Genomic DNA, 13,515 nt, shown 5'->3' on the forward strand with positions numbered 1-13,515 from the left:
GAGGGATTATCTTGGAGATCAAACTAATCAATATAGGGTTTGGCAATATTGTCTCAGCAAACCGGATTATTTCTATTGTGAGTCCGGAGTCTGCACCTATTAAACGGATCATTCAGGAAGCACGGGATGGCGGGATGCTCATCGATGCGACTTATGGCCGCCGTACACGTGCCGTAATCATTTGTGACAGTCAGCATGTTATTCTGTCTGCAGTTCAACCCGAAACGGTTGCACATCGTCTATCCACTAAGGAATCCAATGCCCATATTGAGGACCCGGCAGATTAAGGAGGCCCAATGTGGAAAAGAATAATGGGTTGTTAATCGTTCTTTCTGGACCATCGGGTGCAGGAAAGGGAACGATTTGTCAGGAAGTACTGCGGCAGTTACCCGACATAAAATATTCAGTCTCTGCTACGACCCGGAAATCACGCCCCGGTGAGGTGGATGGAACTCATTATTTCTTTCGTTCGCGGGAAGAATTTCAAGCGATGATTAAAAAGGATGAGCTCCTGGAATGGGCTGAATTCTGCGAGAATTTCTACGGAACTCCACGCTTTGCTGTTGAACAAGCGATTCAGTCGGGTATGGATGTTATTCTGGAAATTGAAATACAGGGTGCGCTGCAGATTAAAAAACGTTTTCCCCAAGGTGTATATGTTTTTGTTGTCCCGCCCTCAATGAGTGTACTTTCAGAGCGCATTCATAAGCGGGGAACGGAATCTGAGGATGTCATTCAGAAACGTTTAGAAACAGCTGAGCGCGAACTTGAATATGTTACAGAATATGACTATGTCATCGTCAATGATAAACTGGAAAAGGCAGTGGATAAACTTAAAAGTATCCTTGTTGCAGAAAAATGTCGTGTAAAAAGAAAACCATATGAATTTCAGGGGGTGTAATTATGAAACAGCCTTCCCTAGATTTATTGATGAGCAAGGTTGACAGTAAGTATACGCTCGTTCTTGCAGTAGCAAAACGCGCGCGGACACTGATGGAGGATCCGGAGTATGAAGCAAATGCTCATGGTGTTAAACCTGTAAGTCAGGCTTTGGATGAAGTGGCTAAAGGAAGATTTCGTTTCGAACTAACGCGTGAAGGTATTAAGTAATGCTAAGCGGCAAAAAAATATTAGTCGGCGTATCAGGCGGGATTGCTGCTTATAAATCGGCAGAGCTCATCAGTCGTCTTCATAAATTGGGAGCTGAAGTTCATGTTGCTATGACTAAAAGCGCAGCAGAATTCATTGCTCCCTTAACGCTGCGAACATTATCGGGGAATCCCGTTTATGTAGAAACGTTCGAGGAACCCAAGATTTGGAATGTCGAGCATATTGCTTTGGCAGAGCATGTTGATTGTGCAGTGGTTGCTCCGGCTACGGCTAATATCTTAGCTAAAATGGCGGTCGGTATTGCAGATGATTTTCTTTCTACGGTTCTTCTTGCGGTTCGAGCTCCAATTTTTGTTGCCCCGGCTATGAATCATGCCATGTTTCATCATCCGGCGACTCAACAAAATCTAAATACTTTATGTTCCCGTTCAGTGCATAGCATCGGACCTGCAAATGGCTATCAGGCTTGTGGAACAGTGGGAGACGGGCGTATGAGCGAGCCTGTAGAGATTGTAGAAACCTTGACACGCTTTTTTGCCTCCTCAAATTTACTTTGCGGTAAAAAAGCATTAGTTACCGCAGGGGGGACTCAAGAACCTCTTGATCCAGTCCGCTATCTCGGCAATCGTTCGTCCGGAAGAATGGGCTATGCGGTTGCTCAGGCTTTGCAGGAGGCCGGAGCTGATACGATTTTAGTCAGTGCTCCGTCGGAGTTGCCTGTACCGTCTGGTGTTCAGCGGATTTCAGTTATGACTGCAGAGGAGATGCGTCGAGCTGTTCTCGAATATTTTCCCGATGTCGATATCGTCGTAAAATCGGCTGCTGTTGCAGACTATCGCCCCAAAGAGATGGCGGCGCAGAAAATCAAGAAAAAAGGGACAAGCCTTTTCGTTGAATTAGTTCCCAATCCCGATATTTTAGCTGAGCTTGGGAAAATGAAAACGAAGCAGGTTCTTATTGGCTTTGCAGCTGAAACAGAAAATCTGCTGGCGAACGCCCAGGAAAAGATGCTGCGAAAAAATGTGGATATGCTTGTAGCTAACGATGTTACCCAAGCGGGTTCAGGCTTTGGCAGCCTCACGAATTGTGTTAGTTTTCTCTTCCCTGACGGGAGAAGAATAGATTTACCTCAAATGAATAAGCTGGAGGTGGCTCGGCATCTTAGAGACGAGATTGTTGAGTTGCTTGGTGGAACAAAGGAGTGACAAAAAGTGGTAAGAAAATTATTTACTTCAGAGTCCGTTACAGAAGGACATCCTGATAAAATTTGTGACCAGATTTCGGATTCAATACTTGATGCAATCTTTACTAAAGATCCGTATGCACGTGTTGCCTGCGAAACTTCAGTCACCACGGGTTTAGTCCTAGTGAGCGGAGAAATTACGACAAACTGTTATGTTGATATTCCGCATATTGTTCGCGCTACTATTCGCGAAATCGGATATACCCGTGCTAAATATGGTTTTGATGCAGATACCTGTGCAGTCCTTACTTCGATTGGAGAACAATCCGCTGATATTGCTCTCGGCGTGGATAAGGCTTTAGAAGCTAAAACAGGGGAAATGACGGATGACGAAATCGAAGCAATCGGTGCCGGAGACCAGGGAATGATGTTTGGCTATGCTACGAATGAAACAGAAAGTTTCATGCCGCTTCCCATCGATTTAGCACATCGCTTATCCCGTCGGCTGAGTGAAGTTCGTAAATCAGAGATTTTAAACTATCTGCGTCCGGACGGTAAAACTCAGGTTACTGTTGAGTATGAAGATAATAAGCCAGTTCGAATTGATACCATTGTTATTTCAACTCAGCATCACCCTGATGTTTCTCAAGAGCAAATTCGTCGTGATCTCTTAGAGCAGGTTATTATTCCAGTTGTTCCTAAAGAGCTTCTTGATGATAAGACACGCTATTTTATTAATCCAACAGGCCGTTTTGTGATCGGCGGACCTCAAGGAGATGCCGGCTTAACGGGAAGAAAAATTATCGTTGATACGTATGGCGGAATGGCACGCCATGGCGGCGGTGCTTTTTCGGGTAAGGATCCCACAAAGGTAGACCGTTCTGCAGCCTATGCTGCGCGCTATGTAGCCAAAAACGTTGTCGCAGCCGGTTTAGCTGACCGCTGTGAGATTCAATTGGCATATGCTATTGGGGTTGCTCATCCTGTGTCAGTTTTAGTAGAAACCTTTAGTACAGGCAAAATTTCAGAAGATAAGATCGCTGAACTTGTCAAAGCAAACTTTGACCTTCGTCCGGCAGGGATTATTAAGTCGCTGGATCTTCGTCGGCCGATTTATCGTCAAACTGCTGCTTATGGTCACTTTGGCCGAACTGATCTTGATCTTCCTTGGGAGAGAACAGATAAAGCGGAGACCCTTCGCCAACAAGCGGGACTCTAAATTTTACAGCGTAAATAAATACTGAGTTAAAACTCAAAAAAGAGGATGTCAATTGACGAATTGACATCCTCTTTTAATCGTACGCCCAGCATGGGCGTTATCTAGAGTTCTATTCTATTACCATTTACACAGTGGCAATCACTTGCCCCATATGCGATACATCATAGCCGCCAATGCCCATAACTTCATTTTTAAAAGAAGTGGTATTTAAGATGCTCATTAATGCTTGAAAATGCGGTTTTTCAAGATCTTCCTGCCGAATGACCAAATCATAACGTTCCTTTTGCAGGGGAATGAAATCGACATTGTTGACTTGCATGGCCGCTTTTTCTATTCCCAAGCCAACATCGGCTTCTCCCCGTGCCACTTTACTGGCGACTGCGACATGACTCATTTCTTCATCTGTGTATCCATTAATTGAGGTATGGCTAATTTTTAAAACTCTTAACTTTTCATCAAGTAATACACGAGCACCTGATCCTCTTTCTCGATTAATAAACCGAACATCAGGCCGGGTCAGGTCATTCCACGTAAGAACATTTTTAGGGTTTTCTTTGGCAACATAGAACCCTTCGATCCGATAGACCAGATTTATAATCATTGCCGCATGTCCCGGTATCATTCTGCGGACATAAGGAATGTTGTATTCATCCGTATCACTATCCCATAAATGCGTGGTTACGACGTTGGCGAGTCCCCGGTAAAGCGCATTAAGTCCGTCAATACTTCCAATATAATGGCGTAAAAACCGAAGAGAGGGAAACTGTTTTTCCAACTGACGTGTAAGGATGTCTAAGACGATATCTTGACCGCAGATAACCAAGCCTTCATCTGACGCAGAATTAGTATTAGAACTTGGAGAATTGCCAAAAGAAGAAGAGGCTGACGATAAAGCCGAAGAAGCTCCTTTAGCTCTTTGTTTATAACGGTCAAGATCGGCGTTTTCGACGCGCACTTTGCGGCCTATATGATAGGCCGTAAGCTCGCCACGCTTAATGAGTTCATAAACCGTAAATTTCGAGATTTTAAGAATCTTTGCTACCTCTTCCGGGGTATAAGATATATCACTGGACAAATGTTGGTCACCTGTCTTCCATTTTTATATTGCTTATTTATTATAACATATCGTATAATAAGCATGTAGTTAAGTTATGTTAGTTTGTGTTTGCTTTAATAGAAATACTTGAATATATGTTTTATCATAAACCATTATAATCAAACATAAATAAAATGAAAGTCAGTATAAAGAAAAATTCTGTTTGGTTTTAGAGCAATGAGTAAATAATGAAGAGCTAGAAGATTATGGGAGAGCTTTATGGGGGTTAATATTATACCAATTCTTCTGTCACTGAAAGTTGCCGTTGCCTCAGTGCTGATCGTAACCTGTTTATCAATTCCTGTCGCAGGGCATATGGTGAAAAGAAAATTTCCAGGTAAAGATATTATCGAGTCGCTGATAACCTTACCATTAGTACTCCCGCCTTCAGTTGTTGGCTTTATTCTTCTCTATATTTTTGGGAAGAATGGTCCTTTGGGTCGATTGTTGGAATCCATGTTCAATGTTCGTATCGTTTTTACAATTTGGGGTGCCATCATTGCCGCAGTTGTTGTATCTTTTCCTCTGATGTATCAGTCAGTCAAGGCTTCTATTGAGAGCGTGGATCCTAATTTGGAGAATGCTGCGCGAACCTTGGGAGCAGGAGAATTTAAAGTGTTTTTTACCATAACGCTTCCTTTAGCTTGGAATGGAGTTTTAGCAGGTTTTGTTTTAGCTTTTGCACGTTCCTTAGGCGAATTTGGGGCAACCTTAATGATTGCCGGTAACATTCCTGGGAGGACGCAAACGATGCCGCTTGCCATCTATTTTTATAGTGAAGCAGGCATGAGCCATGAAGCCATAGTCTTAGTATTGATCATGACAATTTTTAGTTTTCTCGTGATTTATGGCTTAAATCACTGGGGGAAAGGATCTAAGCGCAAAGCTAAAAGGGGGATGTCTGATGATAAAAATGAATTTTAGAAAAAAATTGCCCTCTTTTGAATTAGAAGGAAATTTTACTTTGCAGAATCGAATTCTTGCACTGGTTGGTCCTTCCGGTGCTGGAAAGACGACCCTTTTGCAGTGTATTGCCGGCCTTCAGAGTCCTTCATTTGGGGAGATCAATATGAATGGAGAAATGCTCTTTTCCTCTGAGAAGCGGATTAATGTTCCAACTCGACAGCGCAGAATTGGCTACGTTTTTCAAGATTATGCTTTATTTCCCCATATGACCGTTGAAAAAAATATACTGTATGGGAAGAAGAAACGTGAGAAAGAAACGGAGAGAGGAATCGTCCTAAATGAGGTTCTCGAAACGTTTAAGATCGAGCATCTTAGAAATCGATATCCCTCAGAGATCTCCGGCGGAGAAAAACAAAGGGTTGCTCTGGCACGTGCTCTGATGACAGAACCCGAACTTTTGCTTTTAGATGAGCCCTTATCGGCCTTAGACCAGGATACGAGGGGGGAACTTCAGCAGGAGTTGCTTAAGGTTCAAAAGCGATGGAAGATTCCTTTTATTATGGTGACACACGATTTAAAGGAAGCGGAGCTTTTGGGAGATGAAATCGTAAAAATAGATAAGGGAAGACAGGCTGCTCTCAAAGGTGTTTCTTAATTTGCATATGAATTGGAGAGAATGGGTAGGAATTTAAACTCCTGCTCACTCTCTTTTTTTCTATTGAAAGTGTTAAGCGCACGTTCATAGAAAACCTGCTGGCTGTTTATCGGTCTTACACGTTGGCCTTTTTGACGGGAATATGTACCATCAGCATTCATAATCCGCGCCTTGACATTATCCTTAAGCGATAATGTAAGAATTTTCAGGAGTTCCTTCTTTACTTTTTTGTCGTCAATGGGAAAGAGAATTTCAACACGACGGTTGAGATTGCGTTCCATCCAATCGGCACTGGAAAGGTAAACTGCTTCCTGTCCGTCGTTATAAAAATAGAAGATTCGGCTATGTTCCAAAAAGCGTCCGACAATGCTGCGAACCGTAATATTTTCACTTAAATCGGGTACGTTTGGCCGCAGACAACACATGCCGCGCACAATAAGATCGATTTTGACGCCGGCCTGTGAAGCTTCATAAAGCTTTTCGATGATGTGGTTATCGATAAGAGAATTCATCTTCGCTGTGATTCGGGCTGTTTTTCCATCGCGGGCATGTTGGGTTTCACGTTCAATCAGTTCCGAAAATTTGGACCGGAGATCTTTGGGAGCTAAAGTTAATCGATACATATGCGTTGGCTCAGAAAGACCCGAAAGCATATTAAATAGATTTGAGGCATCTGCTCCAAAGTAGGGATTGGCTGTCATTAAGCCGATATCCGTATAGAAATTGGCAGTGACATCATTGTAATTTCCTGTGCTTAAATGAACGTAGCGCTTGATTCCTTCTTCTTCACGGCGTACGATGAGCAGAATTTTACCATGGGTTTTTAGCCCGACAAGACCGTAAATAACATGGCAGCCCGCCTTTTCAAGCTGCTTTGCCCAGTGAATATTATTCTGTTCATCGAACCGTGCCTTTAACTCGACCAGTACTGTGACCTGTTTGCCATTTTCGGCAGCTTGAGATAGGGCTTCAATCAGAGGAGAATGGCCGCTTACACGATATAGGGTTTGTTTTATCGCTAAAACCTGGGGATCTGTTGCTGCTTGTCTTACCAAATCGAGAACCGGGGTAAACGAATAAAAAGGATGATGCAGCAAAATATCCTCGCGGCTGATGGCGTCAAATAAATCCTCGTGATTCTGCAACTGTATCGGAGGCAAGGGTTGAAAGGAGGGATAATGAAAATTTTCATACCCGGGAAGAGCGATGATATTTGCAAGAAAAGTGAGGTCAAGCGGGCCATTGATTTCGTAAACTTCTTCCATGGATATTTCCAGTTCATCCATTAATTCAGTAAGTAAACGCTTGTTGACGGTTTTCTCAATTTCCAAACGAATGACTGATCCCCATTTGCGTTGCTTTAAGGATTGTTCAATGGCTTCGAGGAGGTCTTCTGCTCCTTCTTCATCAAGACCCAGATCGGCACTTCGTGTAATTCGGTAGCAGGAAAAGTCACGAATGAGATATCCGCGAAAGAGATCAGCGAGATGCATTTTAATAACGTCCTCGAGGAGGATGAAGGTTTGCCCCGAATTGGCGGAGGGAACCTTAACCAATCGTTCAAGCACAGAAGGAACCTGGACGGTTGCAAAAAAAAGAGTTTCCTGTTGTTTGTCGGCTACAAGAGCAGCGATGTTAAGACTTTTATTAAGAATCAGAGGAAAAGGCCGGCTTTTATCGACGACCATCGGGGTTAGGACAGGTTCAATACTTTTCTTAAAATAGTCTAGAATATAATTGAGCTGATCATGGTTAAGTTCATCGGGTTTAAGGATAATTATTTCTTCTTTTTTTAAAGTTTTAAAAAGTGAAGTATTATAGCTTGTATATTGCCCCTTAACTAAGACATGAGCGCGTTTAGTGATTAAGCGTATTTCGTCTTGCGGGGTTAAGCCGGAGGAATCGATTTTCTGTAATCCGGCGTTAATTTGATCGCGTACTGAAGCGACTCGAACCATAAAAAATTCATCAAGGTTCGAGCTGACAATGGTTAGAAATTTAAGACGCTCAAAGAGTGGATTGGAAGGGTCACGAGCTTCCTCTAAAACGCGTTGATTAAATTCAAGCCAACTCAGTTCTCGATTGATAAAATTTTCCGTATGAATAGGATCATCCCCCAATTTAGGATTTTAGACGGATAAAGGGTTGGATACCAATGACTTCTGCAAAAAAGTCTACATTTTGCTTAAATGACCATTCCTCTAAAACAAAATTCTGATGCGTAACGACGCTAAAACAGAGTCTTTGATCTACAGGAGAAACCACAATTTCCTCAACTTTTTCGCCGTGAGAAATATCCAGGCTTTCCGCGATTTTTAAAATGGCTGCAAGTTTAGAGACGATGATTTTCTCTTCTGTCGTAAGTCCTTGATAATTTGGATCAAGATAGCTGGGAGTTTCCACGTCGTGATAGTAAGCGATATTGGCAATTAAGTTGACTTCGTGATTGGCGATTCCCACAATATTCTGACCGCGGATTAATTGATAGGAATAGAGAGCATGTCCGGCTGAGTTGACATGATGTCCAATTCCGTGCAAGATGGCCGCGATCTGAAGATATAAACGTTCTCTCTGTTCAAGTTTATGCAGTCTCAGAGTTTGATCAAAGATACTCAGAGCCAGTTTTTCAACCTGAGACGCATGCTTTTTATCAACTCCATATTTTTTGGCAATATACCAAACTGAGCTGACAATATCATTTAAGGATTCTTGATAACCGGGCAGATCTAAAGATTGATCAATCATTTCGTATAAAAGTCCCTGCCTCAAAGTAACTAAAGGGACATGGACCTCAGTCAATTGAGTTTGCTTTAAAAAAGAATTCAGTAAGATCACGGAAGGGAGTAATGTTTCAGATTGGTTAGTTGTCAGATGAAACGTATCAGCAATTTGGTCCTCAACGCTTTGATAGACTCTAGCATAAAGTGCCGATAAATTTTCAGTTCGAATGAAAAACTCTCCAGGTTGTCTGCAGAGCTCATATATCGTATTAATTTCACTTCCAAGCCCAATGAAATGTTTTATTTCCTCTTTTTTTATGAGGGATTTGATGATAAACAAATTGCTTTCGATATATTCTTCCATCACTTGAGAAAAATCAATGGTTTCGTTTCTTAATGAAGCAAGGGTTTCATGAAGGCGCAAGGCTCCAATCTTAACATATTCCGTGAGTTTCAGACTTCCTTTTTCATAGATCGAAATCTCAACTCCGCCGGAAGCAATATTCATAATAAGTGCCGAGCCTTCGCGGCGAACAAGATCCCAAAGTCCGTTTTTATTTCTCAATGCCTTATACTTAAGGAAACGTTCCTGAGCATTGTTGATAATTTTAACGCCAATATTGGATTTCAGGCGAACTTGTTCAAGCACATATTCTCGGTTTTCCGCCTCACGGATTCCACTGGTTGCAACGGCTTGATATTGAGTGACATGGTATTCTTTAAGCAGGTTTGAAAATCCTTTTAAAATCTCACAGGTATGATGGATTGTGGGCAATTGAATACGACCTTGCGTAAAGGTATCACGCCCTATATTTGTAGGTTGGGTTAAATCTTCGAGCTGTGTAAGCTTTCCATTCGGCTCGACTTGAACAATGCTCATTTGCAGGTCATGAGATCCGACATCTATTGCTCCAACCAACTTGATAGGTTTTTTGGTCATTTAAGAATTCTCCTCGCTTATTCTCAAATCCTCTGAATATAAAAATAATATAATAAATTTGTTAATTTTATTTTAAGTTTCGTGCAATTTCGTGTTAATAATCAATTGCTTTTTAAAGATTTTCTTGAATAAGGGAGCTGAGGTTAAGGCATCACTACTTTCTAAAAAAGAATTTGTATTTGAGGAGAACATAAGAGATACACTCTTTGAGGTAATTTCACATTCAACCTTTTGGATGCTTCCGTTTTGACGCCGATCCATACTTTCACCAATTCTTAATAAGAGGCCTAGTTTTTGGATTAATGCAAATTCCTCCGAGGTGAGCAGTTTTCTGTAGGATGCGGTCATTTTACTTGCTTCTTTGCGGTGTAAAGAAGCAATCCATGCGGCCATCAAGATTTCTTTTTGGGTCAAGCCATAGATATTACTGTTGAGAATCATGTAAAACGAGTGTTTATGATGATCATAATAACTAATTTGTATGCCGCAGTCATGGAGCAGAGCCGCGGTTTTTAAGATGTTTAAATGATGTTCTCTTTGCGGGATTAGATCTTTTAACCCGCAGAAAAGTTGGAAAACGAGTTTCCAGACGTGATGAGCATGTCCTTCATTGAGATGGAAGTTTTTCATGGTAGTACATAGGGAATAATCCAAGACATCAGGGACAACCGGCTTGTCCTTAAAAATAGTTTTAAATAAGAGACCCTCGCGAAGACCGGAGCCGCTGACATAAATGTTTTGAATCTTCGTTATGGACAATAGGTTGGATATCTCAGCCAAGGGACCGACGATAATGTCAGCCCTATCTTTGGATAATCCTTTAATTTCGGCGCGTTCTTCATAGGAAAGGCTTTTCAGCCGCTGATACAGGCCTGCAATCGAATGGGCAGTGAGATGATAATTATGTACACTTTCAAGCGGGTAATCCCTTTGCCTTTTGTCGATTTTGCAAATATTTCGGAAGGAGCCGCCAATACCGATAAGAGGAAGCTCGCCTGATAACCATTTCAGTTTTTTAAAGTTGTCCGTTAAAAATTCATTCAGCTTTCTTTCCAAAACAGGATCAATCGCTGTGCTTAGGTTGTATTCTTTTGAAAGATTAATAGCGCCAAAGGGAAAGCTGATCGCTTCTTGAAATTCGCGGTTTTTAATCAATGCCAATTCCGTACTCGATCCGCCGATATCCATAAGAATAGCATCAGAAAAATTAAGAGTATTGATAGTGCCGAGGTAATCATAATAAGCCTCTTCAATTCCGGAAAGAACTTGGACATCAAGGTTCAGTCGTTTTTTTACGCAACGAATAAATTCATATTTATTGGAGGCGCGGCGAACGGCTTCCGTAGCAATAACATAAATGTTTTGAACGCCGAGAGCATGGCATAGCTCTTGAAACAATTTTAAAGTTTCCAGAGCAGTATCGATTTTCGCAGAACTTAACTTGCCTGTTGTTCCGACACTTTCTCCCAGTCGAACGGATTCCTTGAGTTCATCAATGATTCGAAAAGTATTGTCTAGCGATACCTGGGCGACAACTAAGCGAAGCGAATTAGAGCCGATGTCAATAATTCCGATTATACGCAAATGATTCTAACCCCCAGTGATATTATTTCTTGTTTTTAAATAGCCTAGCGGATAAAAGTAAAACTTGCAAGCTTCTATTATAAATGATAATTCAACTCGGACCAATGTTCCGAAGCAATAAATAGTATGCCGTGAAACAGTTGAATTTTTAGGATTGATTTAATTAATCTTTAGAAGTAAAATAGTACGTATTCTAACTGTAAGAATTCTAATATTTCGTTTTTAGTACCTAATTTAAATAGAGCTTTAGCTTTTAGGGGGATAAACATGAATCATGATAATGCGAAAGAAATCTATGATTTAGCGCTTAATTTTATGGGATTATTTCGTGAAAAATTTGCTCTCCGTTCTCGAAACGATTTTAGTTGTATATCATACTTAAAAAAGAACCACATCAAGATATTAATTATTCTGTACAAGCATGAATACATAACGATGACAGAGATCGGGAAAATGTTAGATATTGAAAAAGGCAGTCTTACCACACTCATAGATTCGTTAGTTGAGAACGACTTTGTAAATCGGTCTAATGATCCCAATGACCGCAGAAAGTCTCTTGTTTCTCTCAGTCCTCATGGCAGAGAAGCTGCGGATGAGGTAATAGGCCTGTATGCTCAGAAAGTTTATAGACTTTTGCACGAGGTTGATCCTGAGAAACTTCAAAAATTTATGAGCAGTTTAAAATATGTTGTTGGTTTTATGAAGACCATTGAATAATTACAGAAAGATGTGGAGCTTTTATGAAAGATTTTGATATCAGAAACGGAAATATCGGCCGTTTGCTTTGGGAATTTTCTTTACCTGCTATTATCGGAATGTTAGTCATGGGATTATACATTATTACGGATCGTATTTTTGTAGGGCAAGGGGTTGGAGCTATTGCCCTTGCCGCAGTTACTGTCGCTCAACCGATTATGACATTGATGATGGCCTTTGGGATGCTCATCGGTGTTGGGGCAACCGCGTTAGCTTCCATCCGTCTTGGAGAAAGGAAAATTCAAGAGGTCGAAAGAATTGCCGGGAATGCAGCGATGCTCTTAATTGTTCTGCCGTCCCTAATTGCCATTATCTATTATAGTTTTTCGGAACCCATATTAAAGATGCTTGGAGCGAGTCAAGAGGTTTTGCCCTTTGCCAGAGATTACATGCATATCTATATGTTGAGCGCAATCCCCGGGGCCCTCTCACCAGGCTTAAACAACTTTATCCGGGCTCAAGGGAATCCCCGTTTCTCAATGATCACTCAAATCATTGGGGCGGTAGTCAATATTATTTTTAATTACTTTTTCATTTTTCATTTCGGGTTGGGAATTAAAGGTTCGGCTTTGGCTACGGTTTTAGCGCAAACGATATCCATGCTCTGGGTTTTGAGCTTTTTTATCCATGGAAAAAGTACGGTTAAACTCAAATTCAAGTACTTTAAACCTGAATTTCCACTGATTATGAAGATTTTAGCGATTGGCTTTGCTCCGTTCGGAATGCAATTTGCTACGAGCATCCAGCAGATGATTTTAAATCAAACGTTGAAGTTTTACGGAGGAGATTTAGCATTATCCGCGGTAGGAATTATTATGAGCTCAGCTTTACTCTTCTTTATGCCGATCATTGGGATCAGTCAGGGAGCTCAGCCGATTATTGGGTATAACTATGGAGCTAAGCTTTATCCTCGTGTTCTGGAGACTGTCAGAAAGGCGATTTTCTTTGCCAGCCTCTTTGCATTGATCGGTTTCACTGTGATCCGGTTGTTCGCAGTTTCGATTGTCGGATTATTTAGCGCCGGAGATCCTGCTCTTATGCAATTAGCTGCCCATGCTCTTGTGACGTTTTTTATGCTTTTGCCTATCGTAGGTTTCCAAGTTATTGGAGCCAATTATTTTCAAGCGGTGGGTAAGCCTATACAATCCACTATCTTAAGCTTATCAAGGCAAGTTCTCTTTTTTATTCCTTTGCTTTTCATTCTTCCTCGATTTTGGGGAATAGAAGGAGTATGGAAAACTGCGCCGATTGCAGATATCCTATCGGTTACGCTGACTGGAACCGTTCTCTTCTTTGAATTGAAAAAGATGTCCAAAAAGAATTTGCATACGGATAAATTGGAGTAA

General features: G+C 41.3%; 13 protein-coding genes. 9 read left to right on the forward strand and 4 right to left on the reverse strand.

Annotated elements, in window-relative coordinates; genetic code table 11:
* The first annotated feature begins 11 nt into the window (after positions 1-11).
* Genes remA through metK form a run of 5 tightly spaced genes read left to right on the forward strand, consistent with a single transcriptional unit; the run spans position 12 to position 3,512 of the window.
* Positions 12-287, forward strand: coding sequence for an extracellular matrix/biofilm regulator RemA (gene remA / locus ACHOLT_RS08165; protein ID WP_425807148.1), 276 nt, complete (start codon positions 12-14; stop codon positions 285-287).
* Positions 288-298: 11 nt separating this feature from the next.
* On the forward strand, positions 299-901 hold the full coding sequence (gene gmk, locus ACHOLT_RS08170) for a guanylate kinase (protein WP_425807150.1): 603 nt from the start codon (positions 299-301) through the stop codon (positions 899-901).
* Positions 902-903: 2 nt separating this feature from the next.
* Positions 904-1,110: a DNA-directed RNA polymerase subunit omega gene (gene rpoZ, locus ACHOLT_RS08175; RefSeq protein ID WP_425807152.1), complete on the forward strand. Its 207-nt coding sequence runs from the start codon at positions 904-906 to the stop codon at positions 1,108-1,110.
* On the forward strand, positions 1,110-2,315 hold the full coding sequence (gene coaBC / locus ACHOLT_RS08180) for a bifunctional phosphopantothenoylcysteine decarboxylase/phosphopantothenate--cysteine ligase CoaBC (protein WP_425807154.1): 1,206 nt from the start codon (positions 1,110-1,112) through the stop codon (positions 2,313-2,315). The genes rpoZ and coaBC overlap by 1 nt, the downstream gene beginning before the upstream one ends.
* Positions 2,316-2,321: 6 nt before the next feature.
* A complete protein-coding gene (gene metK, locus ACHOLT_RS08185; RefSeq protein ID WP_425807156.1) occupies positions 2,322-3,512 on the forward strand; it encodes a methionine adenosyltransferase in 1,191 nt (396 codons plus the stop codon).
* Positions 3,513-3,636: 124 nt separating this feature from the next.
* On the opposite strand, the gene ACHOLT_RS08190 is transcribed toward metK, so the two are convergent.
* Positions 3,637-4,587 carry a substrate-binding domain-containing protein gene (locus ACHOLT_RS08190; protein ID WP_425807157.1) on the reverse strand — a complete coding sequence of 317 codons (951 nt, stop codon included), beginning with the start codon at positions 4,585-4,587 and terminating at the stop codon, positions 3,637-3,639.
* Positions 4,588-4,827: 240 nt separating this feature from the next.
* Here ACHOLT_RS08190 and modB point away from each other — a divergent pair, with 240 nt between their 5' ends.
* Positions 4,828-5,532: a molybdate ABC transporter permease subunit gene (modB, locus tag ACHOLT_RS08195; protein WP_425807159.1), complete on the forward strand. Its 705-nt coding sequence runs from the start codon at positions 4,828-4,830 to the stop codon at positions 5,530-5,532.
* Positions 5,513-6,169 (forward strand): ATP-binding cassette domain-containing protein, encoded by a 657-nt coding sequence (locus tag ACHOLT_RS08200; RefSeq protein WP_425807161.1) that lies wholly within the window; start codon positions 5,513-5,515, stop codon positions 6,167-6,169. Before modB ends, ACHOLT_RS08200 begins: the two co-directional genes overlap by 20 nt.
* Here ACHOLT_RS08200 and ACHOLT_RS08205 read toward each other — a convergent pair.
* From ACHOLT_RS08205 to ACHOLT_RS08215, 3 genes are all read right to left on the reverse strand, one after another.
* Entirely contained in the window at positions 6,166-8,289 is a 2,124-nt protein-coding gene (locus ACHOLT_RS08205) for an RNA degradosome polyphosphate kinase (RefSeq protein ID WP_425807163.1), read from the reverse strand. The two genes, ACHOLT_RS08200 and ACHOLT_RS08205, sit on opposite strands and share 4 nt — an antisense overlap.
* Before the next feature lies 1 nt (position 8,290).
* Positions 8,291-9,829, reverse strand: a complete 1,539-nt coding sequence (locus ACHOLT_RS08210) for a hypothetical protein (RefSeq protein WP_425807166.1) — start codon at positions 9,827-9,829, stop codon at positions 8,291-8,293.
* 72 nt (positions 9,830-9,901) lie between these two features.
* Entirely contained in the window at positions 9,902-11,413 is a 1,512-nt protein-coding gene (locus ACHOLT_RS08215) for a hypothetical protein (protein WP_425807168.1), read from the reverse strand.
* Positions 11,414-11,680: 267 nt separating this feature from the next.
* Here ACHOLT_RS08215 and ACHOLT_RS08220 point away from each other — a divergent pair, with 267 nt between their 5' ends.
* Together ACHOLT_RS08220 and ACHOLT_RS08225 are read left to right on the forward strand one after the other, a co-directional pair.
* Positions 11,681-12,130 (forward strand): MarR family winged helix-turn-helix transcriptional regulator, encoded by a 450-nt coding sequence (locus tag ACHOLT_RS08220; protein ID WP_425807169.1) that lies wholly within the window; start codon positions 11,681-11,683, stop codon positions 12,128-12,130.
* 23 nt (positions 12,131-12,153) lie between these two features.
* Entirely contained in the window at positions 12,154-13,515 is a 1,362-nt protein-coding gene (locus tag ACHOLT_RS08225; protein WP_425807170.1) for an MATE family efflux transporter, read from the forward strand.

Origin of the sequence: Desulfitobacterium nosdiversum (genome assembly GCF_049860565.1) — a bacterium.
GTDB lineage: Bacteria > Bacillota > Desulfitobacteriia > Desulfitobacteriales > Desulfitobacteriaceae > Desulfitobacterium_A > Desulfitobacterium_A nosdiversum.